This is a genomic window from Engelhardtia mirabilis (assembly GCF_007748095.1).
GTDB lineage: Bacteria > Planctomycetota > UBA1135 > UBA1135.
The window spans coordinates 1,110,138-1,135,732 of the sequence record NZ_CP036287.1 but is presented as its reverse complement, the minus strand read 5'-3'; the positions used below and the strand labels follow the sequence as shown (position 1 = coordinate 1,135,732).

Below are 25,595 nucleotides of genomic sequence, written 5' to 3'. Positions count from 1 at the left end.
CTGTCCTGGAGGATCAGCGCCCGTGGCGTGGTTGTTTCCGATCGAATCGGGGCGCGAGGCGCCGATCAGCGGGCGAGGGTCAGACCCTGCTGCGCCTCGGACAAGGCCGAAGACGTCCAGTTCCACTCGCCGTTGCTCAGGAGCAAGTGGCTGCGGACCCGCTGGGACTCCTCGTTCCAGGTCCAGCGCACGATCACGTCGAAGTCACCGTCGACCAGGATCTGGCCCAGGCGTCCGTTGACCTCGCTGTCGTCGATGTCGGAGAAGCCCGCCTCGGTCCGGGCGCGGACCACCAGGTCCTCGTCGCGGGGGTCGTCCGAGCCGATGTCCTCGCTGACCAAGTCCCAACCAAGCTCGTCGACCATGGCCATGTTCATCTGCTCGGCGATTCGGCGCGGGATGGCGTGGCGCCGCTGGGCGATGGCCAGGACGCGCGGGGTCGGGCGATCGGCCCAGGGCGACGCGTCGACCGTGCACTCGTCGTCGGTCAACTCGCAGGCGTCCGCCACGTCGCCGAAGCGCGCGTCGAGGCTGGCCAGCTCGTTCTCCCACTGGGCCTTGTCCGCGAGCATCGAGGTCACCTGGCGCGCGAAGCGCTCGGCCTCGCCGGGCTCCAGGTCGTCGAACTCGTCGGCCCAGCGATCGACCTCGTCCGCCCAACGCTCCAGGTCGTCGGTCCAGGCCTCGAGCTCGTCGAGCACGTGGTGGTCGATGTGGTCGTCCAGGTCGTCGACCCAGTCCTCCGCGCGGCGCGCCAGCTCGTCGGCGGCGCCGGCCCAGTTGTCCGGGTTGGCCACGCGCTCGAGCTTGGCACCGAGCATGGCCCTGCGGACCGCGCTCGGCATGGCCGGCGCTTCGGGAGCCGAGGTGACCTGACCGTAGAGCTGCTCGGGGACGTAGGGCGGCGTCGGGAAGGTGCCGGGGAAGTCGTTCAGCATCGAGTGGCTGCCGCCGCTCGGCATCTGCGGCGCGGGCGGCATGGGCGAGTTGAACCGCACCGAAGGCATGCTGATCACGCTCGCTTGCAGGTGATCGCCGTGCGTCACGCGCGCGGCGCCCAGGAACATCATCCCGAGGCAACCGGGGATCATCAGCACGGCCAGGGTCACGCCGATGAAGGCCATGAAGCCCATGGGCGCCTTCTGGCGGCGCTTGTGCGCGCGGTCGCGACGCTTGCGGCTGGAGCGCGTCTCGAACTCGAGCTCGCCGGGGGCGGGCTCCGCATTCGGCGGGATGGGCGCACCGGCCGTGGGCGGCACCGGGTGCAGCCCGGCCAGCTCCGGCCGACCGTCGTCCTCGAAGCTCTCGATCGGCGGCGCCGCGGCGCCACCCATGGAGGGCAGCTGCGCCGGCTTGACGTCGAAGGGCTTGTCCGCCGCGAGCAGCGCACGCAGATCCCCGTGCATCTCTTCCGCGGACGCGTAGCGGCTCTTCAGGTCCGCCATCGAGCGGCGGATGATCCAACGCAGCGCATCGGGGCAGCGGCGCGTGATCTTGGAGAGGCTGCCGTGGGCCGGGAACTCGTTCTCGACCAGGTTGTAGAGCACCGCGCCGGCCGAGTAGAGGTCGAACTTGACCCCGTCGACGTCCTGCACCTTGACGCCCTGCATGGCCAGGCGCACCAGCTCCGGGTCGCGGTAGTACTCGGTGCCGTGGGTGGTCAGCGTCATCGCCGAGGCCAGGGGCGTGACCAGCCCCAGGTCGACCAGCTCCACGCGCTGGCCCGAGACGATGATGTTGTTGGGCTTGATGTCCTTGTGCCACAGGCCCGCGCGGTGGAAGCGCGAGAGGATCTCGAGCAGGCCCGAGCCGTAGCCGACCGCGGCGCGCAGGGCCGTGTCGTTGAGACCGTCGGTGCCCGAGGCCGCGTGCAGACCGCGCGTGACCTGTCCCAGGTCGTCGCCGGGCACGAAGGGCATCACGTAGTGGAAGGACCCCGCGTCGTCGCTGGAGTGCTCGAGCACCAAACCCAGGTCGCGCGCCGCCTCGAGGGCGCGGCCCTCGCGCATCATCTGCGGCACGGTCGAGCCGGATTCGATCGAGAAGGCCTTGATCACGACCTTGTCGGGGCAGCGCACCCCGGCCTGGGCCAGTTGGGCCGCCTTCTGGTCCGTGGGCGTCGCCAGGTAGAGCTTGGCGCCCGAACCGCCGGGCGGCAGCGAGCCGACGACGTTGTAGCCCTCGAAGGCCTTGGAACCGCCACTGGGGCGATCGGTGCCCGGAGCGCGGGCGATCACGTCGGGGATGCGGCTCTCGAAGCCGGCGACCAGCCCCCCGAGCCCGACCAGACGCAGGGGGTAGCCCACGGCGGCCCTGTACAGCGACAGGGCCGCGTCGCGCAGCTCCTCGCCCGCGGCGCGGCCGTAGTGGGTCGCCGCCGACCAGCGCCCGAGGACGATGCTGAACAGCACCATCGGCAGGAAGACGACGGCGGTCAGGATCGAGCCGGCGTAGCGCAGCGCGCTGACGACGATCCCCTTGAGGCAGGTGAAGACGTGACCCACCAGGCGCCCGAAGCCGGTGAACAGGGCGCCCAGGCCCGTGAAGACCAGGGACAGCAGGCGAAAGACGAGCCAGACGGCGAGCACGGCGCCGGCAATGGCAGCGAGCACGCCGATCAGGGCACCGAGGGCTTCGAGGGGCAGTTGGATCATCTTGGCAGCTCCCGGGTCTTGGGGCCGGGCACCGGCGTGGGCGAGGCGGTCTCCGCTGGGCCGGCGCGGCTGAGGTGGGCGCGGCTCAGCTCGGACCGGCGGACGCGTCCTCGCGGAACTCGAGGTAGCGGTGGTAGACCTCCGCAACGGCCTCGTCGAAGAGCGCGTCCGATGCCTTGTTCGGATTGGGGTCGAGGCCCTTGCGCCCGGGCTCCTCGATTTCGTCCTGGGTGAAGCTGAAGCGCTCGACCACTTCGCCCAGCTTCCCGCGCAGGGACTTGCGGACCTTCGCCAGGCGCCGACTGACCGAGGCCTCCGACAGCCCCATCGACTCCGCCACCTCGACGCCCGTGCGGCCCTCGAGGGTCCGCATGCGGAACACGTTGAAGTCCATGAACTCCGCCTCGCGCTCGACCATGCGGATGGCGGCCTCGACCTTCGCGCCGAAGATCAGGGCGTGGTACTGCTCGTCGGGGCGCGGGTTCTCGTCGCCCTTGGAGTAGGCCTCCTCCAACGCCAAGGGCCGTCGGCCGGCGCCGCGCTTGAGGGCCATGCGCCGGTCGAACTCGTCCGAGAGGGTGTAGCGCGCGATCGCGAGCAGCCAGGTCGAGAAGCGCACGCCCCGCGCGGCGTCGTGGGTGTCGATCGCCTGGCTCAGGGCCGCCAGGGTCTCCTGGGACAGGTCCTGGACCGTCTCGGCGCCGATCTGTCCCTTGCCCCAGCGGTGCAGTTGGCCGCGCAGGACCGGCCCGAAGATCTCCCACAGCTCGAACCAAGCCTGGGGGTCGCGGGCGCGGAGTCGGCCGATGAAGCCGGTCGAGAGGTCCTGGGGCATCGAGACGTTGGGGGGAGGTGGAGGCGGGGCCGGCGAAGGGCGCGGGATACGTGCGCGGGCGGCCTCCATTCTGCACCGGCGGGCCGTGGGCGCGGCCCTCGGCGGTGGGCCCGGATAACAAGGCCCCCCGGGGTACGGCCGGGGGCCCGCGGAGGTTCCCGGGGCGCCCCGCCCCATTCCCGGGGTCGCGGGGGGCGATCCGGGCCGGAATCTGCCCGAGATCCGCCTGCGCAGCGCAAGGCGACCGCCGGCTTCCCGAACAACTGGGCGTGGCGCGAGCGGGGACCACCCGCCAGCCGCACCTCTCTTCACCAGCAACGAACCAATAGGGATTCACACGATGTTCTTCTGCCGCAAGCTCATTCGCACCTGCGTCGTCGGCGGCCTGGGCCTCGGGCTCGCGGGTGGCGCCGTCGCCATGGTCGCGGGCCCCCAGCGCGCCGCCGCGCTGCTCAGCCAGGCCCAGCAAGAGATCCACAGCCGGATCGACAACCAGATCGACGACCCGGTCGCGATCCGCTCCCAGCTCCGCAAGCTCGAGGCCGAGTACCCCGAGCGGATCTCCCAGCTCACCGGCGACATGGCCGAGCTGAACCAACAGATCGGCCAACTGGAGCGCGAGCGCTCGATCTCGGCCAAGGTGGTCGAGCTCGCCGACCGCGATCTGGGTCAGATCGAGGAGCAGCTCGCCAGCCTGCGGGCCCAGGGCGGCGCCGCCCTGGCCTCGACCGCCGTGCGCTTCGACGACCGTGAGTACGCCTACGACAAGGCCGTCACCCGCGCTGGCCAGATCCGTCAGACCCGCGCCGTGTACTCGAGCCGCGCCGCCGATGCGGACCGCGACCTCGGCTACCTGCGCGCCCAGGCCGAACGCCTGAGCGACGCCCTGGTCCAGCTCGAGACCGAGCGCTCCCAGTTCCAGGCGCAACTGTGGCAGATCGAGCGTCAGGTCGACGCCATCGCCCGCAACGAGCGCCTGATCGAGATGATGGAGAAGCGCCAGAAGGCCCTGGACGAGCACGACCGCTACGAGGCCTCGAGCCTCGAGAACCTCACCGGCCGCCTGGCCGAGGTCCGCAGCCGCCAGGAGGCGGAGCTGGAGCTGCTCGCCAACGACCAGCAGCAGGTCTCCTACGAGGACCTGGCCCGGATGCAGATCGAAGACGAGGGCCGGTCGATCTCGGCTCCCGAGTCGATCTACTCCGAGCGCGGCTTCGAGCTCGCCCCGGTCATGCGCTGATCTCTCCCTGGAGCGGTGCTGGACCCACGGGTCCACCACTCGACCCACGGCGGGCGGCCGATCCGAAAGGGTCGGTCGCCCGCGGTGCGTTCGTGAGGCCGGATTCTCGCGATTCGGGTGAAGATCCGAGGCTCGGCGGCCTCGGTAGGTCGGAACCGACCACCGTCGCCTCCGAGCTCGACCACCATGAAACGACGCCCGCAACGACGTGACTTCGAAGCGCTGGTCCACGCCCACCACGAAGCGGTCTACCGCTCGGCCCTGCGCCTGCTCACCGACGACGCCGCCGCTAGGGACGTGACCCAGGAGGTCTTCCTGCGCGTGCTCGAGGGCAAGCTCGTGATCGCGGAGCCCGATCGGGCGCGGCAGATCCTGTGCTGGTGGTCGGTCCGGGCGGCGCTCGACGCCAGACGCGGGGCGGAGCGACGCCGCCGCCGAGAACAGGAGCACGCCTTGGAGAGAAGCCCGAGCGAGGACCGCGACCCGATCGAGACGGCCGACGGACTCGCCCAGCTGCGCGCGTTGCTAGCGGAGCTTCCCGAGGAACTGCGGCTGCCGCTGGTGCTGCGAACCCAGGAGGGCCTGGGCTACGCCCGCATCGGCGAGGCGCTCGACATCGCCGAGAGCACGGCGCACGGGCGGGTGGAGCGGGCCTTGGAGCGCCTGCGCCGCGGCCTGGTCGGGGCCGGGCTTCCGGCGGCCCTGGCCGTCGACCTCGAGGGGAGTCTCGCCCGCGCCCAGCCGATCGCGAACACGGCTGGCCTGGCGGAGTCGCTGCTCGGCCTCGAGGCACCGATCGCCGCGGGCGGGCTCTGGGCCTGGGCCATCGGCTTGCCCGTGGCGGCCGGGCTCGCGCTCGGCGTCGCGACCCTGGGTCGGGGCGACGGTCGGGAGGACCCGAAGCTCGCGGCGATGTCGTCGCCCGCCGCCGAGGCCGAACCTGCCGCGATCGTGGAGGTGGCCTCGCTGGTCGACCCCACAGGCACCGCATCGATCGACACTCCCGCCACCGGATCGCGGCGCGAGCTCGCCACCGCTGGCCCCGCCGACGCCGTCCAAGTGCCGATCGGCACGGCCCGCGGCCAAGTCCTCGACGCCGACGGCGTGCCCGTCGCGGACTGCGAGGTGACCGTCGCCTCGGTGGAGCGCGTCGGCAAGCAGCCACGCTTCAGCGCCACGGCCCTCACGGACTCGAGCGGACGCTTCGAGGCCGAGGTCGCACTCGCCGATGCGGCCGGTGGCCTGTACCGCCTGCACGCGCGCCGCGCGCAACTCTCGATCCAGCGCAGCGAAGTGGCGCGCATCCTGCCCGAGCAGGTGACCGACTTCGGCCTGCTGCGGGCCAAGGCGCTGCTGCTCCCTGAGGTCGGCGCCTTCGACCTCTCGATCGAAGTCGTCGGCCCCGACGGAGCGCCGATCCCGGACCTGCGGCTGGACCTCGCGAGTCAGCGGCCCTTGGCGGACGGTGGTGCGGACCCGATCTCGGGCTGGCACGCTCGGGCGGACTGGGCCGAGCGCAACGAGGTTCGCCTGACCACGGACGGCAGCGGCCTGGCCTACCACCGTGGCTCGCTCTTGGGCTCCAAGGTGCTGCGCGTAGTCGACCCGCAGCAGCGCTTCGCGCCGGCGATGGAGCGCTTCGAGGTGGCAGACGGCGATCCCGTCTCGCTCACGATCCAGCTCGATCGCGGCCTCGAGATCGCGGGGACCGTGCGCACGGTCGATGGAGTGATCCCCGATCCATCCGGCGTGCTCCTGACCTTGGTCAGCCCGACAACCGGCGAGCAGCGCTTCGCGGCACCGGACGACCTCGGACGATTCCGGATCGCCGGCCTCGAGCCGGGCGCGCATCGCATCCACGTCGGCAACGACCTCGCCGGGATCGAGGGGGCTGGCTGGTCGACCGGATCCGCAACCGTCGTCGCCGGCGACGAGGCGCTCGAGCTGCGGATCAAGCGCGCGGACGACCCGCGCGACCTGGGTCTGCACGGCGCGGAGCTGCACGGGCGCGTGCGCCTCGCTGCGGACGACTCGCCCGCGATCGTCGACCCCTGGGACCTGGACCTGTTGCGGATCGACCTGCCCGAGGGCAGCGACTTCGAGCTGGATTGGCTCCCGACACGCATCCTCCCCGCCCCCGCGCAGAAGATGATGATGCAGCCGATCCCCGAACCTTCGGACCGCTTCCACCTCCAGGGCCTCGCAGAGGGTCGCTACCTGTTGCGCCTTGCGCGGCAAGACGACGCGCCCGCCTTCCTGGGACCCATCGAGCTCGGCGAGGGGGAGGTTCGGCACGGCCTGACCCTGAAGCTGGAACCCGGCGGAACCCTCGTCGGAACGGTGGTCGACGGCCACGGCGATCCCGTCGCCGACGCCGTCGTGATCGCGACCGGCGCCGGTCCCCTCTCGGACGCGGCGGTCCAGTGGATCGACGAGCGCCTCCGCCTCACCGACGGGCGCGAGCGCGTCCTCGGCCACGGCGCCGTCCGCACCGACGAGCGGGGGCGTTTCGGCCTGACTGAGCTCCCGGCCGGCGTCGCCTTCCATGCGGTGGCGCTACACCCCGCTGCCCGGCCGACCGTCGGACCGCGCTGCGTCCTGGAAGCCGGCGAATCGGGAGCGCCGATTCAGCTCCGGCTGGAGCCCCGCTGAGGCGTTCCTCCCCCTCGGGCCTGGCCGGCCCCGCCGCAACCAAACGGCAGTCTGCCGCAGTTCGCACGGCATTCGAGACCGGCAAGTTCATCGGTCTCGCCGTTCTGATCGACAGCGGTCCACTCCGCGAGCTTGGCTGCCGTTCCCTGCGCGAGCGGGCAGCTGAGGAACAGACCTGCCCGGACACACGTGTTATCCATGTACCCGGATCAAATCGTGACTCGCCAATTCGCATTACCGGCTGCCGTCGTGCTGGGCCTGGTCATCGGAACCGGGTGGGGTGTCTTGGACGAGGTCAATGGCAGTGAGCCGAACACCCTTCCGAGAGCGGCGATCGTCGCCCCGCCGATGGACGCCGCGGTGGAGTCACTGGCCGTTGCTCTGGCGCCCCCGCGAGATCCCCAGGTCGCGGGCGAATCGGACCAGCGAGGGATTGCGCCCGGAGCTGCCGCAGCTTCGAGGATCCGAGACATCCTGCGTGCTGCCCGCGAGCGGCTCGAAGCTTCGGGCCAAGGCGTGGTACTCGACGACGGCCAATTCCATGGCGCGGCGATCGGCATCGCCGGTCCGCCGCTACTGACCGGCCATGGCGTCCTGGTCCTCGGATCGGAGTTCGGCCAGTGGGAGTACACCTCGACGGAGAGCGAGTACGCGGCCAGCGGGACGATGGTCGGGGGACGACGGGCGTTCGAGTGGGCCCTGACCAACCCGAACGGGACTCGCGTCCATCACGACCATGGGCGGGCAGATGGGTCGGAGTGACCTTCAGGACAGGCGTCCGTTGTCGACCGGATGAAGCGCCCTGGTGGCGGGCGGGCTCGCGGTGATCTCGGGCCGAGCGGTCGTCGCGCCGCTGCTCGGCGGGCCTGGGGTCGAGCCGAGCGCCCACGCGCCTCGCGACCTCGAATTGCCTGGTGACGCATCACAGCGTGCGACAGTCGACTCAGCCCCGATCGACGTGCTCCAACCGTCGCGGCGCCCACTCTCACTCGGCCTGTCGGACGAGATCGACGCATGGGTCTCCGAATCGTCCGAGGCAGAACTCGGCACGCGGACGATGCCGATTTGGGTCCATGGCGAGGAGTCCGAGCTGCGCGGCTTCGGGATTCGCGTGAACGGCTCCGACGAGGGACTCTGGTGCTTCTTCGACGACGACGAGCAGCTGCGGGCGGTCGGTCCGCTCGTCGACGGCGCACCCTCGGGGCGTTGGGAGTACTTCGACGACCAGGGCACGCTCGAGCGCGCCGGGTCCCAAGTCCACGGAACCAAGGTCGGGCCCTGGTACACGAGCTACGGCGACGGCGCTTTTCACCGCGCGATCTACCAGTTCGATCTCCAACTCGACGACGGAGCCCGAATCGAGGAGTTCGACCTCGAAAGCCAGTGGCTCCCGACGCCGCCGTGACCCGCCGCGCGACGGGCGTCGGAGCGCAGCTGTCGTCCTCCTCGCGCAGCTCGTCCCCGGCCCGACCCGGCGGCTCGTGGGCCGGGGGGCCCCGCTGTCGGAAGAACGCCAGAGGGCCCCTAGGGCCCTCCAGGCCCGCCCAGTCGGGCAAATTCAAAATCAAATTTTGAATTTGCCCGACTGGGTGGTCGATTGACCCGGCCATGATCGAGCGAGACCTCGCCCACCGGCTACGGCACGCCGCCTCCCAGCACCCGGCCGTGACCCTCACCGGCCCCCGCCAGAGCGGCAAGTCGACCCTCTGCCGGACCCTCTTCCCGAGCCACGCCTACGTCAACCTCGAGGCCCCGGATGCCCGGGACTTCGCGCTCGACGATCCTCGGGCCTTCCTGGACCGATTCGAAGGCGGAGTGATCCTCGACGAGATCCAGCGCACGCCCGCACTGCCCTCGTACCTGCAGGTCCTGATCGACGAGGATCCGCGCCCCGGCCGGTGGATCCTCACCGGGTCGCAAAACCTGGCCCTGCTCGAGTCGGTCAGTCAGTCCCTCGCCGGCCGGTCGGCCGTCCTGCATCTTTTGCCCCTCGCCCGAGACGAGGTCATTCGCTTCGACGCCTACCCCGCGACCCTCGACGAGACCCTCGTCGCCGGCGGCTACCCGCGCATCTTCGACCAGGGGCTCGATCCCGCCGACTGGCTCGGCTCCTACGTCGCGACCTACGTGGAGCGCGACGTGCGCACGATCACGAACGTGGGCGACTTGGTGGCCTTCCGCCGCTTCGTCGAGCTGTGCGCAGGCCGCACGGGACAGCTGCTCAACTATTCCTCCCTCGCTGCGGACGCGGGCGTGACCCAGCCGACCGCCAAGTCGTGGCTCGGAGTCCTCGAGGCGAGCTTTCTGGTCCATCGCCTCCCGCCGTTTCACGCCAACCTGCGAAAGCGCCTGGTCAAGCAGCCCAAGCTGCACTTCTACGACAGCGGCCTCGTCTGCTGGCTGCTCGGGATCCGCAGCCCCGACCACCTGCGCGCACACCCCCTACGCGGCGCGATCTTCGAGTCCTGGGTCGTGTCAGAGCTCGTCAAACACAGCCTCAACCGCGGCGAGCCCGCGCGCCTCGCCTTCTACCGTGACCGCGACGGAGTCGAAGCCGACATCGTCATCGAAACCCCTGACCGCATCTGCACGATCGAAGTCAAGTCCGCGAGCACGCCCTCGACCAGCCTCCTGGACGGCATTGCGCGCGTCCGCGCTAGGCTCGAAGCCACGGGCAAGCCCATCGAAACGACAGTCGTCTACGGCGGCGACGAACTGCAGGAGCGTTCCAAAGGCACCTTGATCCCCTGGCGGCAGGTCGCCGAGCGCGACTGGTCCTAGACGCGGACGAGGGATCGGCAGAAACCACCGACCCGACGACCCGACCGGAGATCGGCGGAGTGAGCCTCGGTCGAGGCCATCTCGTCATCGAGGGCGACAACAACCACCCTCGGGCCTCAAGGAATCGGATCCACGTTGCGCCGGCTGTCGACGGCCGTGCCGGCGACGACGTAGGCGCGCACGTCGAACTCGAAGCCTTGGCCGGTGATCGCGGCGATGATCGACGGGGTCACGGGGACCTCGAAGGTCTGCGTCGTGCTCCCCCCGCCCCCCAGCACGCCGCCGGCGCTGGCCTGGTGGACGATCGGGCCGCCTTCGCCGAAGCGCACTTGCAAGAGGACTCCGTAGGCCTCGTCACCGGCTGCGACGCTCGCGAGATCCACCTTGAAGCGCACCACCTTGTTCGCGCCGTCGAACTCGGTCGGCTGCAGCCCGCTCATCAGCACCTGGGGCTCGAAGATCTCGAGCTGCAGGTTGCGCGGGACGCCGACGATCTCCTGGAAGGTGCCCTGGGGCCAGTGGATCTGGACGCTCTCGACCTCGCTGGCCGTGCCCAGGCCGAAGTGCACCTCGCGCGAGCTGCTGCACAGGAAGACCGGGTCGCCGAGTAGCTGGCGCTTGAGCACGACGCCGTCCACCAGGGCGTCGATCCGCGAGCCGAAGGCCTCCCAGTTGCTGGTCGTGCCGCGCAGGCGCAGTTGCAGGAAGCCGTTGGCCGGGTCGACCATGGCCGGGTTGGCCACGAACAGGCGGCAGAAGTCCGACTGGATGCCGACGCCGGGGGCGCCGTTGTTCATCAGGTAGAAATCGAGCAGGCCATCGCGGTTGACGTCGCACATGGCAACGCCCCGCCCGGCACCGTCGTCGGCCGCGCCCGACAGCTCGTCGGCGACCTCGGTGAAGGTGCCGTCGCCGTCGTTGAGGTAGAGATCGTTGGCCGCACGCGGGTCGTTCTTGATGAACGGCGCGGCGGGGATCACGCCGTTGGACACGTACAGGTCCTCGAAGGTGTCGAGGTCGAAGTCGGCCCACTGGATCGACCACGACGACACGAGCAGGGTCCCGTCCGCGGTCTCACCGGAAGCCACCCCCGCCGTGTAGGTGGCGTCCGCGAAGAGGCCCTTGTCGTTGCGCAGCAGCAGGTTGTCGCCGAGGTTCGACTTGTAGAAGTCCCAGTCGCCGTCGTGGTCGTAGTCGGCGCCGTTGATCCCCATGTTGTAGTGGGGTCGCTCGTCGAAGTTGGTCTCTTCGGTGATGTCCGTGAAGGCCAGGCCGCCGCCCAGGTCGAGGTCGTTGCGGTAGAGCTTGTTGGGCGTGACCCACTGGCCGAAGTCGTTGCCGACCAGGATGTCCTGGTCCCCGTCCTCGTCCCAGTCGATCGAGCAGATCGAGAGTGCACAGCCGGCCGTGGCCTGGCCCTCGGGCGAGATGTAGGGGAAGCCGGAGATCGAGGGCCCGAAGAGGGCGAAGTCGTCGATGCCGAGCTCCGCGGCGCGCTCCACGAAGCGCGGACCGACCACGTCGCCCTGGTTCTCGTAGTAGCGGTTCACGCCGCCGAAGTGGTACGGGAAGTTGAGGCTGTCGACGTAGTTGCCCACGTACAGGTCCAGGTCGCCGTCCTTGTCCCAATCGCCCCAGGCCGAGCAGGAACTCCAGTCGTCCCCGGCCACGCCCTCGGCCGCGGCCACGTCGGTGAACGAGCCGTCCGCGTTGTTGTGGAACAGGATGTTCGCCCCGGAGTTGGTCAGGTAGACGTCGATCCACCCGTCGCCGTCGTAGTCGCCGGCCATCACGCCGATGGTGTCGGTGATGTACCCGAGCTCGACACCGCTCTCGACCGTGACCTCGGTGAAGACCCCGCCGTCGTTGCGGAACATGTCGTGGCGCCCGAAGGAGTTGGTCGCCAGCAGGTCCTCGTCCCCGTCGTTGTCGTAGTCGAACCAGGCCGCGCCGCCGCCCATGGCGTAGGAGAAGTTGCCGTCCACGTGCTTGTAGCCGACGCCGTAGGCGTCGCTCTGGTCGGTGAACCAGGTCTGGGCCTGGGTCGGAGCGGCGAGCAGGGCGGCGGCCGCGGCGGAGCCGAGGAGGGCGGAGAAGGCGGTCGTGGGGAGCATGGGGACGGGGTCCTTGACGTCGAGGCGGGGGGGCCGAGGCGGGCTCCCCAATCTAGCCTGGATCCAGGCCAGCGACCGTCGCCGCGTCGAGCCCGCAGCGGCGGTGCGGAATTGCGGCCAGCGTGTCCAACTCGTGAGCTGCCGGCGTCCCGTCGACCGAGCCCCAGCAGGAAGGGCTGCGCGGCCGCCACGGGCCCCGACCCTCGGCCAGGTGCCGACGGCGGGCGTGCCGGGCGCAGATCCAGCCGGCCGATGCGGGCTAGTGTCCTGGATCAGGAATTCGGCGTCACTTCCCGGGCTCCGATCGCCGCTGGCGTCGCCTGCGCCTCCTCCGAGTATCGCAGCGGATACGCGTCGTCGGCGCGCCTAGCCAGCATCGATCGGACCTCCGGGAAGTGACGCCGAATTTCTGATCCAGGACACTTGAGTCGAGATTCCCTTTCACCCCGCGCCCCCCGTCCCGTCCCCTCCACCATGCAGAGCGTGCTCCGATCGAACATCGTGGGGCCGGGTCTCGCGGCCCTGACCCTGGTCGCCGTGGGAACGGCACTCGAGCCCTCGCGGGCCGGCGCCGCTGGCGCGTCGAGCGGGCCGCTCCTCTCGACCCAGGCGCCGCATGGCCCCGCTCCGGGCGGCGCTCCCCTCGAGTTGATCCCCGATCGAGCGCTGGTGAAGGTCGCCATCGACGACCCCGCCGGGTTCCTCGATCGACTGGCCGGCCAGCCGGCGGTCACGGCCCTCGCCGCCCTACCCGGGAACTCCGTCCAAGCCCTCGGTCGCGTCCGCGCGGCCCTGGCCGAGGCCGAGAGCGAGCTGGGGCTGCCGCCGCTCGCGCTCGCCCGCGACCTGGGCGGCGCCGGCGGCGTCTTCTGGCTCGACTTGAAGAACCTCAAGCCCGACTACGGCCTGGTGCTGCGCGGGAGCGACAACGGTGCAAGCCGAGCGGCACTGGAAGTCCTGCTCGCTCGCGCGGCCGAGCGCGCCGGATTCCCCGGCGCCTTCGACGCCCCCACCGCCCACCGCGTCGGCGTCGACCTGTGGGAGTTGGGCGACGACGCGGCGGTGGGCTGGCGCGACGGAATGGCCATGCTCGCCAAGGACAGCGACGCGGTGCTCGCCACCCTGGGCGGCGCCGCTGCGCGCCAGCGCGAGCGCAGCCGCGGTCACTGGACGCCGGCCGGTCCGACGGGTGCCCTGGGTGCCCAGTTCGACCTGGAGCGGGCACGCCTTCTGGCGGAGTTCGGCGACGACGACGGCCTGCGCGATCTCGTCCGCCTGCCGGACAAGCCCGAGGGGCAACTGATCTTCGGTCCGTCCCTGTCCACCATCGCGCGCGGCGACGTACTCGACGCCTGGCTGACCGCCGACCCCAACGGCGTCGAGCTCGGCCTCGCCAGCACCGGCCCCGACGTGGTTCCGCCCACCTCGATCGACCTGGCCATCGAGCCCGGCCCCACGGACCTGCTGTTCGCGACGCTCCACCGCGAGCCCGGCGTGCTGGTCGACGGCACGCTCGAGCTGGACGACGAGGCGAGCGCCAGCCTCGCCAAGGGTCTGTCCCAGTTCGAGCTGCTGATGGGCGGACTGGACCTGCGCCGCGACGTGCTGCCGCGCCTGGGCCCGACGGTGCAGCTGATCGCGCGCGAGATCCCCTTCCGCTCGGGGCCCGCGCCGGAGCTGCGCCTGCCCGCCCTGGCGCTGGTGATGGAGCTGAACGACTCCGACCTGGTGCGCGAGCCCCTGGTGGCCGCCTTCCAGAACGCGATCGTGCTCTCCAACGTCGACCGCGCCCAGAAGGGCGAGGGGCGACCCTTCCTGCTGCGTCGCGCCGAGGTCGACGAGACCCACGCGCTGACCGCCGCCCACTACAGCCGCCCCGCACCCGGCGAACCGATCGACATGGTCTACAACGCCGCCCCGGCCTGCGCGGCGACGGCGAAATGGCTGATCCTGGCCAGCCACGAAGACCTCCTGAACGACCTGATGGACGAGCTGCCCACGGCGAGGGACAACCGCGCCCAACCGGTGGCGGATCGCATCGGGCCGTCAATCGAGCGCCTGGTCGTCGATGGATCCCGCGCGGCCGCCCTGATCGAAGCCCAACGGGATGCGATCGAGCTTGCCATCAGCCTGCGCCGCGGCCTCAGCGAAGCCCGCGCCCGCGAGTTGGTCGACGGCGTGCTCGCCCTGCTCGCCGCCCAGTCGCACCTGTCGCTCGAGCTCTCGGCCACCGGCCCCGACGGCCTGGCCCTGGTCGTGCGGCTGGACTCCGGGGGAACGGCCGAGTGACTCGCGACTGGCTCGAACCCGCGGCCGGCGCCGACCTCGACTGGGGGCCTGCGGCCGCGGCCCACCTGCTGCGGCGCGCAGCCTTCGGTGGCTCGCGCGAGGAGGTCGACGCCGCGGTGCAACGCGGCCCCGAGGCCACCGTGGACGCGCTCTTCGAGCAAGCCGCCGACTCGCGGCCCGACGGTCAGATCGCCCTGCTCCTGGGCTCGGGCGACATCGAGCTGCTACAGGCCTGGTGGACGCGGGCCCTGTGCGGCGGAGCCGGCGCCCTGCGCGAGCGCGCGACCCTGGTGTGGTCCAACCACTTCGCCACCTCCTGGGACAAGGTCGTCGACGTGCGCCTGATGCACGCCCAGAACGCGACCCTGCGCGAGCACGCCCTGGGCGACTTCCGCGCGCTCCTGCGCGCGATGCTGACCGACGGCGCCATGTTGGTCTGGCTCGACGGCGTCGAGAACCGCCGCGGCGCGCCCAACGAGAACCTCGCCCGCGAGGCGTTCGAGCTGTTCTCCCTGGGGCGCGGCAACTACACCGAGACCGACATCCGCGAGGCGGCGCGCGCCCTGTCCGGTTGGCGCGTGGTCGGGCGCCGCGCGAAGCTCTACCCCGAGGACCACGACGACGGCGACAAGCACGTGCTCGGCGCGCGCGGTCCGCTCGGCGTCGACGGGTTGGTGGACGCGATCTGCGAGCTGCGCGCCTGCACGCGCTTCGTGGCCGCGCGGCTGGTGCGCGAGTACGTGGGTCCGGCGGCGCCCGAGGGTCTGGTGGGCGAGGTCGCGCGCGACTTGCACGCGGGCGACTACGACCTGGGCGCGACCCTGCGGCGGCTCCTGCTCTCGCGCGGCTTCTTCGCGCCCGGACCCCGCGCCGGTCGCATCGCGGGCCCCCTCGAGCTGATCGCCACCGCCTCGCGCAGCCTAGGGGCGAGCCTGCCCCCCGCCCGCGCGGCGGCCCTCGCCACGCGCCTGGGTCAGGCGCCCTTCCGTCCGCCGACGGTCGAGGGTTGGGAGGGTGACCGCGCGTGGATCGGTTCGACGACGTGGATCGGGCGGCGCGACGCGGCGCGCGAGCTGGCCGAGCACTGGGCCGACGAGGCACGCGGAGCCGTCCCGGACGAGCCGAGTGAGCTGTTCGACGGGTTGCTCGCGAGCCTGCTCCCCGGCCGCCCCGCGCCCCCCTGGCGCGCCGCCGCCGTGCGCGCCACCGCCGAGGCCGGCTCCCCCCGCGCCGCGCGCGCCACCTGCGCGGCCCTGATCCTCGCTTCACCCGAGTTCCAACTGGTCTGACCCATGGCTTCGACGCGACGCGAGTTCCTCTTCCACGGCGTGCAGATCGCGGCCGTGACCGCCGTGGCGCCCTGGGCCCTCTCGCGGCGCGCGTTCGCGTCCACGGACGACGGCGGGGCGCGGGTGCTGGTGGTGATCGAGCTGGCCGGCGGCAACGACGGGTTGAACACCGTCATCCCCTGGCGCGACGAGCGCTACCACCGCGCGCGCCCGACCCTCGCCGCCGCCGCCGCCGGGGCCCACGACATCGGCGCGGACCTGGCCCTGCATCCGAGCCTCCCACGCTGCGCGGGGCTGCTCGCAGCCGGCGAACTGGCCATCGTCCAGGGCGTCGGCTACCCGCAACCGGACCGCTCGCACTTCCGCTCCAGCGATATCTGGCAGACGGCGCTCGCTCCCGACGTGCACGAGGACGTGGGCGACGTGGACCGCCGCACGGCCACCGGTTGGCTCGGACGCGCCTGCTCGCAGCTCGCGCGCCGCGGCGAGGCCGCGCCCCTGGGCGTCCACGTGGGCGACGGTCCGCCGCCCCTGTCCCTGACCGACGCGGGAGCGCCGGGCGCGGCGATCGGGGGCGACCTGACCGACCGTCGCCGCGAGTTGCCGCCCGCGGCCGCCGCCGCGCGCGACGCCCTGTCTGCCCAGCACGACGGCGATCGCGGCGAGCTCGCCTTCCTGCGCGCCACCGCCCGCGACGGCCTCGAGCTCGAGCGCCGGCTCGAGGGCGCCGCGCGCGTCCAGCCCAGCGCCGACTGGCCCGGCACGGACCTCGCGCGCAAGTTGCGGACGATCGCGGTGCTGGTCGCCAGCGGCTTCCCCGCGCGCGTCTACACCCTGCGCCTGGGCGGCTTCGACACCCACGCGGACCAGGCGCCAGTGCAGGCGTCGCTGCTGGGCGAGCTGGACGGGGCCCTGGGCGCCTTCCGCGACGAGCTTGCCGCCCGCGAGGCCCTGGGCCGCGTCACGACCCTCGTCTACAGCGAGTTCGGTCGCCGCGTAGCCGAGAACGGCACCCGTGGCACCGACCACGGCGCCGCCGCGCCGGTGTTCCTGCTCGGCGGCGCCGTGCGCGGCGGGCTGCACGGCGAGCGGCCCGACCTCGCGCACCTCGAGGACGGCGACGTGCGCCACTCGACCGACTTCCGCTCGGTGTACGCGACCCTCGAGCGCGACTGGCTCGGCGTCCACCCGACCTCGAAGCGCGCGCCCCTCGACTTGTTGCGTGGTTAGTCCGCCGCCGCCGGCGCCGGGAAGCACTCCTCGATCAACTCCTCGAACGGCGCCCCCCAGCCCTCCAGGACCAACGTGCGCACGCCGCGCCGCTCCAGGTGCGAGGCGATGATGCGGCTGGGGTCGCCGCCCTCGGTGGTGATCCAGAAGTGGCGGTTCGCGTTGTCGCGCAGGTTCTCCCAGACGTTCTTGGTCGAGGTCCCGGGCGCGCCGTAACGCGCCAGGAAGTCGTCCTCGAATTCCACGTGGCGCAGGCCGAGCCAACGCATCAGGTTGACGTCCTCCATCGACAGGCCGATGAAGACGCAGTGGCTGTCCTGCAGCGCGCCCGCGAAGACGCGGTTCGCGAAGGAGGCCGGGTTCGCCAGGGAGCGCCAATACTGCGCGTCGGTGAACACCAGCGTGTCCGGGGAAGCTCGTCGGTTGCGGACGTTCGGAAGGTAGCCGTGCAGGTGATAGACCTGGATCGGCGAGCGCCCGCCCGCGCCCCCGCCGCGCCGCGGATGGAAGCTGGCGCGGGGCACGGCCCAGACCACCGGCGCGGACTGGTAGCTGTGGCCGCGGTTGGCCTCGATCTCGAGCAGGTCGTCGGCGTTGAAGGTGATCACTCGCTCGATGCGCGGCGTGGGTGACGCCTGTTCCTGACGCAAGAGCCTAGCGAGCACGTCGAGGGTGTCGCCGGACCGCGGTCCGTCCGCGAAGTCGCGGTACAGCTCCTGAGCCAAGAGCGCCGCGAAGCGCTCGCTGGCGCGTTCGGCGGCCTCGAGTTCGCCGCCGTTGTCGCGTGCCGCCTTGATCTCCTCGGCGCGCAGGGCGTGCTCGAGCTCTTCGAAGACCATCTGGTAGGCCAAGGGGTGCGGCTTCGCGCCGCCCGCGCCCATCCAGTCCGGCAGCCGCTCGTCGCCGGTCACCCGGCGCCACATGGCTCGCACCAGGTCGGGCCAACTGCGCAGGCCGCGCGACAGGGACACGCCGGCGCCGAGCACCAGGGTCACGCCGCCGCGTCGGGCGTCGCGCACGAGGGCGCGCCGCGCGTTCTGCGGGAGACTGCGCAGGTAGTGACGATTCGGTCTGTTGGCCAATGCTCCTCCTCGACTCGTTGGGCCCGGGGTAGGCGGACGTCAGGTGCCAGGCACAAGACCGCCGCCTACCCCGGGCCGCGCTCGAGTTCCTCCGCCAGGCGCGCGAGGGCCCGGTGCAGGCTAGTGCGGACGGCACCCGCATTCTTGTCCAAACAGGCCCCTGCGTCGGCGGCCGACATCCCCAGCACTCGCACCAGGGAGATCACCTCGCGGTCCTCCTCGCGCAGGCGGTCGAAGGCGGCCTCGATCGCGCGCAGCTCCTCGAGACTCGCGACCTGGGTCCCCGGGCCGGCCAGGCCGGCGTACTGGTCCAGGAGCAGGTCGTCCCCGCCCCCCGCTTCGCGCCCGATGTCGCGCTTCTGGGCCCGGTGGTAGGCCCAACGGTCGGCGATCTTGCGCTGGGCCAGGGTGTAGATCCAACGGCGGAAGCCGGCCTCGCCGCCGCCCTTGAAGCCCTCGGCGCTCTCGAGCACTTCGCGACAGGTGCTCTGCACCACGTCCTCGACCGACTCCCGCGCGCGCAGGGCCGGTGCCAGGCGCAGGCGGACGAAGGTCCGCAGGGCCGGCAGGCCCTGGGCCAGGAGGGCTTCCATGTCGGGAGCGGGCTCGCTGTCGCCTTCGGTCACGGGCTCAATGGTAGGAAGTTGCGAAGGAGCCGGTGACACTCGCGGCCCGTGGCGGATCGATTAGCGTGGGGCCGCGCGCACCCCGCCCATGAGCGACGACCAGCCCCTCCCCCTCCAGGACGAACCCCACCGGGCCGCCGTGGAAGAGCTCGTGATCGCGGCCCTCGAGCGCCACGAACAGGAGGGCGAGGCGGGCGTGGTCAGCCTGCTGGAAGGGCATCCGGAGCTAGCCAGCGACGTGCGCCGCCGCCTGGCACGCCTGGCGCGCATGGGCCTCTTGGACCGCGGCGCCCTCGGCGAGGGCCTGCCCGAGCGGGTCGGCGACTACCGCATCGAAGCTCTGATCGGCGAAGGGGGCATGGGCGTGGTCTACCGCGCCCGCGACGACGAATTGGGGCGCTCGGTGGCGCTCAAGGTGCTGCGCCCGGAGCTGCTGCTGGTCCCCGGCGCGCGCGAGCGGGTGCGGCGCGAGGCCACGGCCGCGGCCCAGCTCGCCCACCCGGGCGTCGCCGCCCTGCACCGCTTCGGCGAGCACGAGGGCGTTCCGTGGTTGGCCATGGAGCTGGTCGAGGGACGCAGCCTGGCACAGATCCTCGAAGCGGTTGCCGAGCACGACGGCGATAACCTCGACGGCGCGACCCTCGTGCCCGGCTCCGACGACGGCTGGACCCGCGCCTGCCTGCGGGTGGCGCGCGACGTCGCCCGAGCCCTGGAGCACGCCCACGGGCGCCGCGTCTTGCACCGGGATGTCAAACCGTCGAACGTAATCGTCACCGACGACGGGCGCGCGCGGCTGGTGGACTTCGGCCTGGCGCGCATCGACGGCGCGGCTCGTCTGACGCGCACGGGGACGCGCCTGGGATCGCTGCAATACATGGCGCCCGAGCAGCTCGCGGCGGCCTCCGACACGATCGACGGTCGAGCGGACGTGTTCTCCCTTGGTGCGACGCTCTACGAGCTGTTGACCCTGCAGTCGCCCTTTGCGGCGCCGAGCCCCGAGGAGACCATGCGGCGCATTCGCGAGGGCCAGCTGCTTCCGCCGCGACGACTCGCGCCGAGCCTCTCGCGCGACGTGGAGGCGGTGGTGCTCAAGGCGCTCGCCACGGACCCGGCGCGGCGCTATGCCACGGCCACGGCCCTGGCCGACGACCTGGACAACTTGCTGGCCCTGCGACCGGTCAGCGCGTCGCCCCTGGGCCACTTCGGCGTCGCTCGCCTGTGGTTGCGCCGCCGGCCGCGCATCGCGACGGGACTGGGCGTGGCGCTGGTAGCCATGGTCGTCGCCGGCGCGACCCTGGCAATCCAGGAGCGGCGAGCCACGACTCGTGTCGCCGCCCAGCGCGAGCAGGCCGATCGCAACGCGGCTTCGGTTCGTCGGCTGCTCACGGATCTGACCCTTTCCCTACGCACGCGCCTCGACATCTACGACGCCCTCGACTCGGCGGCCCTGTCCGAACTGGCGACGGTCGAGACGCCGGCCGCCTTCCTGCCCGACCTGCGCGACACGGACCCCCTGCTGGTCGCGCGCTCGCGACTGCTCCTGGGAGCGGCGGCCCAGGCGCGCGGCGATTGGTCGGCGACGCGTGTGCACCTGAACGAGGCCATCACGGCCCTGGACCGGGTGCCCCGAGACAGGAACCGCGGCCTGCTGCTGCTGGCCCACGCCATGCTCGGCGACCTGCACGAGATCCTGGGGGATCGGCGGGCCTGCCTCGATTCCTATCGCGATGCGCTGGAGATCTACGAGCAACTCGAGCGCGAGCGCCAGACGGAACCCGCCGACCTGGGAACCGTCATCGGCGTGCTCGGCAACCGCGCCTATCTGGCGCGCATCGCGGGACGCCTGGACGACTTCGAACGCGATGTGCGACGCGGGCGCGAGATCGCCGCCGACGCTCCGGACACACCCGACGCGAACATGTCCGTGGCCAGGCTCGAGTTCGAGGAAGCCTGGATGCGGATGCTGGCCGACGACTTGCCTGTGGCGCGGCGGGCCGCCGCCCGCGCCGGTGCCGCCCTGGAACGCTTCGAGGGCGCGGGGGTCGTCCTGCCCTCGCCCCGACTGCGCTACCACCGCCTCTTGGCACTCCTCGCGAACATGGAGGGCGACGAGCCGGCGGCCCTGGCCGAACTCGCGACGGCGCGCCAGTTCCTGCCCACGGTCGAAGCGGCCGCAGGCGACTACTTCTGCGCGCTACAGCGGCTGATGTTCACCGACCAATGGGGTCAGTCCCTGCGCTCGGGACCGGAACTGTTGGAAGCGACGACCGAGTGCGACCAGGCCCTCGAGTTGGCGCTCGAGCGACACTCGAACATCGCCTCGATCTGCGAGGTCGGCTTGAACGTGGCCGCGCGGCAGTGCGCGCGCTGGGAAGCCCTCGGGGACGTGGAGCGTGCGCGGGCGGACATCGAACGGGCCGTGGGGCTCTTGGACGACGCCGTGCGGCCGACCGAGCGCGCCGATGCGTTGTTGTCCCTCGGGATCGCGTCGAGCAACCTCGGCGACGACGACCGGGCCATCGCATTCCTCGAGCAGGCGCTCGAGGTGGTGGAGTCGCCTCAGACCGTCGGGACCACCACTGCCCTGGTGCTGGAACGAAGCACCGCCAACATCCTGGCGCGGTTGGGCACAGCGCTCCTGCGCGCCGGTCGACCGGCCGAGGCCCTCGTCGTCCTGGAGCGTGCCGACGGGTCGCTGCGCGAGCTCGTCGACCGGGCGCCCTCCACCAACGAGCGCCGCTCATTGGCCTCGGTGGGCCAAGAGCTGGCCAACATCGCCATCGACGAGGGCGACTTCGACCGCTCGGCCGAGCGACTGACCCGCTCCCTGGCCTGGCTCGACCCGCAAGCCGACGCCGAGAACGCGGACCCCTGGTTGCGGCTCGAGCGAGCCTGGCAGACCTTCAGCCTGATCGCCGCTCACATGAACCGCGGCGCGCGCGACGAGGGTTGGGAGGTGATCGACCGGGCGTTGGCGTTCACGCCGCAGATCGCCGATCCCGAACTGGCCTACGAGATCGGCCTGATCGCGACCCAATCCCTCCGCGTTGGAACGCCCCACGAGGCCGAGGACATCCGCCGCAGTCTCGACGCGCTCGAGCAATGCGCGGACTTCGGCCTCGCCGCCCCGGACCGCTTCGCCCCCGAGACCGATGTCTGGGCTCCTCTGCAGGCGGACGAGCGCTTCGCGCCCATCGTCGAGCGCATCGCGCGCAACGCCGCGCGTTGACCCGGCGCCGTCGTCAGCCGCGTCGAGTCGAGGTCTGCAACAGCCGCAGGCCGCCGGTGGCCGAGGGCAGGGCCGCGGCCGGTTCCGGCTCGACTCTGGCGCCGAGCGCGACGCGCAGGTCGGCGGCGGAGCTCACCAGCGGCGCCTTGATGCCCGGCAGGGCCTCGGGACCGCGTCGTGCGAGGGACGGCAGGTCGACGACCGCGCGGGTCGCGGCGCAGAGCTGGCGGTGGTGCTCGGGGCTCAGGGGCCCCTCGATCAACTCCACGTCCAGGTCGGCGCCGGCGCCCAGGGTCGCGGTGAAGGCTCGCTCGAGGGCCTGGGTCGCGGTGGCGCGATCGCACTCGCGCGCGTGGCAGAAGAGGGTCAGGCGTGCCTCGGGATGGGCCATCAGCTCGGGGCCGAAGGCGGTGAACAGGTGGTGCAGCTCCGCCGGCCGATCCCATTGAGGCCAGGCCAGAACGATCGGCGGGAGGCTCGAGGCGTCGACCACCGCCTCGACCGTCTGGACGTCGACGGTCGGAGTCGGGGGGGTTGCGACCTTGTCCGCCGACGCCACCGCCGCGCGCACGCGCATGTCGCGCCCGATGCGCGCCGCGGGGCGCCAGTCCTGGGTGATCGGACCGAACTCGACCTCGCCGAAGCCCTGCTGCTGGAGCAGCGCGGTCAGGGAGGCTTGCGACCAGCCCCACTTGTGCTGCTGCGGCTCGCCGTCGCGGGCGATGTCCGGCGGCCAGCCGTAGAGGCCGACCATGGCCAGGTCGTGACCGAGGTCGTCGTGGTGTTGGCCGAGCAACGCGATGCAGCGCTCGAGGTCAGGCAACTCCAGGAACAGCTCGCCGCCCGGCCGCAGGACCCGGCGCCACTCGGCCACCGCGTTGACCGCCTGATCGAAGGTCAGGTGCTCGAACAGGTGGTTGGCCTCGATCAGGTCCACCGAGGCGGTCTCGAACATCGACAGGTCGTCGACCTGGGCGCACACGTCCGGCTCGCAGGCAGGGTTCGTGTCGACGTTGATCCAGCCCTCGCGCTTGTCCCGTCCGGCGCCCAGGTGCAGACGCACCTGGCCGGCCTCGTCGCGGGGCAGCATGCGCGCTGCCCAGTCCCGTCCGCTGCGGGCACGGGCCAGCTCGCGGCTCTGCCTGCGCTGCTCGATCTCGGGGCCGTCGAAGCCCGACAGCCAATACTCCCGGTGCTGGGCGAAGGTGTCGACCTCGATCTGGTGCCCGCGCGTGGCGGCGAAGAAGCGCGCGTCCCACTCCTCGCCGTAGGTCTCGCGCAGGTGGTCGTAGGCGTAGCGCTTCGCGCGCCGCTGGTACTCCTCGCGGCTGATCGTGCGGGTGCCCTTGACGCCATAGGTGCTGCCGCCCAGGTGCCGATAGGCCAAGCGGTCCGAGTAGGCCACGAACCAGCCGGCGCTGTAGAGCTTGAAGGCCAGCTCGTGGATCGCGCCCCAGCAGTAGGCGAAGCCGGCGTCCAGGAAGCCCACCTCGTGGGCCGCTTCGGCGCGCAGCATGAAGCCCAGGTAGTCGCAGGTGGTGACGGCACGCCACTCACCGCCGGGGCGCCGGTCCGCGCCGGGGTAGCCGCCGTCGGCGTTGGTGGGCGAGAGGATCGCCATGCGCTCCTCGCGCTCCATCTGCTCCACCAGCACCGCCGCCGCGTCGACGCCTTCATCGAAGAAGACGTCGTTCATCAGCACCCAGTAGTAGTCGTAGGCGTCGGTCTGACGGGCCTGCTCGAGCAGCAGGTTGTGGCCGTAGCACTTGCCCTTGAACTCGTCGTCCGGGTACCAGAGCGTGGCATGGCTGGAGACGTTGTCGAGCTCGCTGCCGCACTCGACGACGTAGACGTCGATCTCGTGGGCCGAAGGCTTCGAGAGCTGCGCGACCATGCGCTCGACCAGGTCCGGCCGATTGCGCGAGGCGACCAGGGCGGCGATCTTCAAGCGTAGGTCTCCTCGCGCCGCACCATGCGGACGTCGACGCCCAGGTCGAGGAAGTGACGCTCGATCTCCTCGGCGACGATGTTCGAGCGGTGACGGCCGGACGAGCAGCCGATGCCGATGCGCACGTCCGCATCGGCCTCCAGCAGCACGGCGATCAGCGGGATGACCGTGTCCAGGAAGCCCTGGGCCAGTGGCTGTCCCAACACGAACTGGCGCATGCCGTCGTCCGGCTGGTCGAAGAGGCTCCAGCCCTGCTCCCGGGCGGGGTTCTTCAGGAAGCTGACGTCGAAGTAGTAGTTCGCCGGGGGCGCGCCGTACTTGAAGCCGAAGGTGAGGAGCGTGAGGCGTCGCTGGGTGGCCATCGTGGATCGGCGGCGAGCTCCGCGGACACAGGAGGCGTGCGCGCGGGCCACAGGGCCGCTGAATCCTCGATCGGACCGGGAGGGCGACAGCCTGACCGACGGCGGCTCCTGGCTCCCGGCCGTGGGATCGGTCCGCCCTCAGGCGCCGATCAGGGGCGCCAGGGCCAGCTCGCCCGTGACCCGACGCACCGCGCCCGCGTGGCGCTCGGCCAGATCGGCGAACTCGGTCGGATGCACGCAGGCGGCCAGGATCTCGGCCGATTCGACCAGTCGCGGGCCGGGCCGGTTGAAGTAGGCGTTGCCGTCGGCGAGGTAGACGCGGCCGCGGCGGACCGCTCGCCAGGCCTCCCAGGGCAGGGCTTCGGCGAGCAGCGGGAGCTCGGCCTCGGTGCGCTCGAGGTCGAAGCCGCAGGGCTTGAGCACGACCACATCGGGATCCAGGTTGGCCAGCTCGGCGCGACCCAGCACCGGTGAATACTGGCCGGCGACGGCAACCAGGGCCCGACCGCCGGCGGCCCGCACCAGCTCGGGACACCAGGTCCCACCGACCATCACCGGGTCCAGCCATTCGATCGTGAGCACCGTCGGGCGGTGACCAATCGTGCGCGCACGCACGGCCAGGTCGGCCACGCGCCGTTCGAGTTCCAGGGCCACGCGCTCACCCTCGGCGCGCCGCCCGAGGGCCGCACCGACCCGACGCACATCCTCCCAGACGTGCGCCAGGCGCATCGGCTTGCAGGAAACGATCGTCACGTCTTCGCGCGCCAACTCGTGCAAGGCCCTGCGCACGTCGTCCAAGGAGACCGCACAGACGTCGCACAGGTCTTGGGTCACGATCACGTCCGGCTGGGCTTCGCGCAGTCGGTCGAGCTCGACCTCGTAGACGGTGATCGCGTCCTCCAGGACCTGACGCACGGCGCGGTCGATCTGTCCGCTGGAGCGGGGAAAGCCCCGGCGGGGGCGCGTCAAGACCGGCAGGCCGCTCACGCCCGAAGGGAAGTCGCATTCGTGCGAGACGCCGACGAGCTCGTCGCGAGCACCGACGGCGGCGACCAGCTCGGTCGCCGACGGCAGGAGGGAGGCTATTCGCATGCGAGAAGGGGGGGCGGGGCGCGGGCGGAGCCAGGGGTTCATCCTCCAAACCACCCTTCAGGGGTGCCAGTGCCGAGCTGCCGGGCGGCCAGGATCCGGGAAGCGTCGGCCGTTGCACGCCGTAGACCGGGCCTGGCGCCCGCGTCCGCGCCCACCGCGAGCCGGGCCTCGC

17 protein-coding genes are annotated in these 25,595 nt (G+C 71.7%); 9 read left to right on the top strand and 8 right to left on the bottom strand.

Going from position 1 to position 25,595, the window contains the following annotated elements; translation table 11 throughout:
• Positions 1–65 precede the first annotated feature (65 nt).
• On the bottom strand, positions 66–2,654 hold the full coding sequence (locus tag Pla133_RS04235; protein ID WP_145062789.1) for a protein kinase domain-containing protein: 2,589 nt from the start codon (positions 2,652–2,654) through the stop codon (positions 66–68).
• Positions 2,655–2,739: 85 nt separating this feature from the next.
• Positions 2,740–3,489, bottom strand: a complete 750-nt coding sequence (locus tag Pla133_RS04230; RefSeq protein WP_419192113.1) for an RNA polymerase sigma factor — start codon at positions 3,487–3,489, stop codon at positions 2,740–2,742.
• 340 nt (positions 3,490–3,829) lie between these two features.
• Here Pla133_RS04230 and Pla133_RS04225 point away from each other — a divergent pair, with 340 nt between their 5' ends.
• The 5 genes from Pla133_RS04225 to Pla133_RS04205 all read left to right on the top strand — a co-directional run bounded on the left by Pla133_RS04225 (position 3,830) and on the right by Pla133_RS04205 (position 10,162).
• Complete coding sequence (locus tag Pla133_RS04225) at positions 3,830–4,729, top strand: coiled-coil domain-containing protein (RefSeq protein ID WP_145062782.1); 900 nt, start codon at positions 3,830–3,832, stop codon at positions 4,727–4,729.
• 186 nt (positions 4,730–4,915) lie between these two features.
• Positions 4,916–7,381: a sigma-70 family RNA polymerase sigma factor gene (locus Pla133_RS04220; RefSeq protein WP_145062778.1), complete on the top strand. Its 2,466-nt coding sequence runs from the start codon at positions 4,916–4,918 to the stop codon at positions 7,379–7,381.
• A gap of 216 nt (positions 7,382–7,597) precedes the next feature.
• A complete protein-coding gene (locus Pla133_RS04215) occupies positions 7,598–8,143 on the top strand; it encodes a hypothetical protein (RefSeq protein WP_145062775.1) in 546 nt (181 codons plus the stop codon).
• Between the two features lie 196 nt (positions 8,144–8,339).
• On the top strand, positions 8,340–8,786 hold the full coding sequence (locus Pla133_RS04210; protein ID WP_145062772.1) for a toxin-antitoxin system YwqK family antitoxin: 447 nt from the start codon (positions 8,340–8,342) through the stop codon (positions 8,784–8,786).
• Between the two features lie 203 nt (positions 8,787–8,989).
• Positions 8,990–10,162, top strand: coding sequence for an ATP-binding protein (locus Pla133_RS04205; RefSeq protein ID WP_145062770.1), 1,173 nt, complete (start codon positions 8,990–8,992; stop codon positions 10,160–10,162).
• Positions 10,163–10,278: 116 nt separating this feature from the next.
• Here Pla133_RS04205 and Pla133_RS04200 read toward each other — a convergent pair whose 3' ends face one another.
• Positions 10,279–12,276 carry a CRTAC1 family protein gene (locus Pla133_RS04200; protein WP_145062767.1) on the bottom strand — a complete coding sequence of 666 codons (1,998 nt, stop codon included), beginning with the start codon at positions 12,274–12,276 and terminating at the stop codon, positions 10,279–10,281.
• 474 nt (positions 12,277–12,750) lie between these two features.
• Here Pla133_RS04200 and Pla133_RS25920 point away from each other — a divergent pair, with 474 nt between their 5' ends.
• The 3 genes from Pla133_RS25920 to Pla133_RS04190 are packed head-to-tail and all read left to right on the top strand — an operon-like array spanning position 12,751 to position 17,084.
• Entirely contained in the window at positions 12,751–14,565 is a 1,815-nt protein-coding gene (locus Pla133_RS25920; RefSeq protein WP_419192112.1) for a hypothetical protein, read from the top strand.
• A complete protein-coding gene (locus Pla133_RS04195) occupies positions 14,562–15,854 on the top strand; it encodes a DUF1800 domain-containing protein (RefSeq protein WP_419192111.1) in 1,293 nt (430 codons plus the stop codon). The genes Pla133_RS25920 and Pla133_RS04195 overlap by 4 nt, the downstream gene beginning before the upstream one ends.
• Before the next feature lie 3 nt (positions 15,855–15,857).
• Positions 15,858–17,084: a DUF1501 domain-containing protein gene (locus Pla133_RS04190; RefSeq protein WP_145062763.1), complete on the top strand. Its 1,227-nt coding sequence runs from the start codon at positions 15,858–15,860 to the stop codon at positions 17,082–17,084.
• Here Pla133_RS04190 and Pla133_RS04185 read toward each other — a convergent pair.
• Positions 17,081–18,166: an SIR2 family protein gene (locus Pla133_RS04185; protein WP_145062760.1), complete on the bottom strand. Its 1,086-nt coding sequence runs from the start codon at positions 18,164–18,166 to the stop codon at positions 17,081–17,083. The two genes, Pla133_RS04190 and Pla133_RS04185, sit on opposite strands and share 4 nt — an antisense overlap.
• Positions 18,167–18,231: 65 nt before the next feature.
• Positions 18,232–18,792 (bottom strand): RNA polymerase sigma factor, encoded by a 561-nt coding sequence (locus Pla133_RS04180; protein ID WP_145062758.1) that lies wholly within the window; start codon positions 18,790–18,792, stop codon positions 18,232–18,234.
• A gap of 88 nt (positions 18,793–18,880) precedes the next feature.
• Here Pla133_RS04180 and Pla133_RS04175 point away from each other — a divergent pair, with 88 nt between their 5' ends.
• A complete protein-coding gene (locus Pla133_RS04175; protein WP_145062756.1) occupies positions 18,881–22,021 on the top strand; it encodes a serine/threonine-protein kinase in 3,141 nt (1,046 codons plus the stop codon).
• Between the two features lie 13 nt (positions 22,022–22,034).
• Here Pla133_RS04175 and Pla133_RS04170 read toward each other — a convergent pair whose 3' ends face one another.
• The 3 genes from Pla133_RS04170 to Pla133_RS04160 all read right to left on the bottom strand — a co-directional run bounded on the left by Pla133_RS04170 (position 22,035) and on the right by Pla133_RS04160 (position 25,423).
• Complete coding sequence (locus Pla133_RS04170; protein ID WP_145062753.1) at positions 22,035–23,969, bottom strand: methyltransferase domain-containing protein; 1,935 nt, start codon at positions 23,967–23,969, stop codon at positions 22,035–22,037.
• A complete protein-coding gene (locus tag Pla133_RS04165; RefSeq protein ID WP_145062750.1) occupies positions 23,966–24,331 on the bottom strand; it encodes a RapZ C-terminal domain-containing protein in 366 nt (121 codons plus the stop codon). The genes Pla133_RS04170 and Pla133_RS04165 overlap by 4 nt, the downstream gene beginning before the upstream one ends.
• 138 nt (positions 24,332–24,469) lie before the next feature.
• Positions 24,470–25,423, bottom strand: a complete 954-nt coding sequence (locus Pla133_RS04160; RefSeq protein WP_419192110.1) for an ABC transporter substrate-binding protein — start codon at positions 25,421–25,423, stop codon at positions 24,470–24,472.
• Positions 25,424–25,595: the final 172 nt, after the last annotated feature.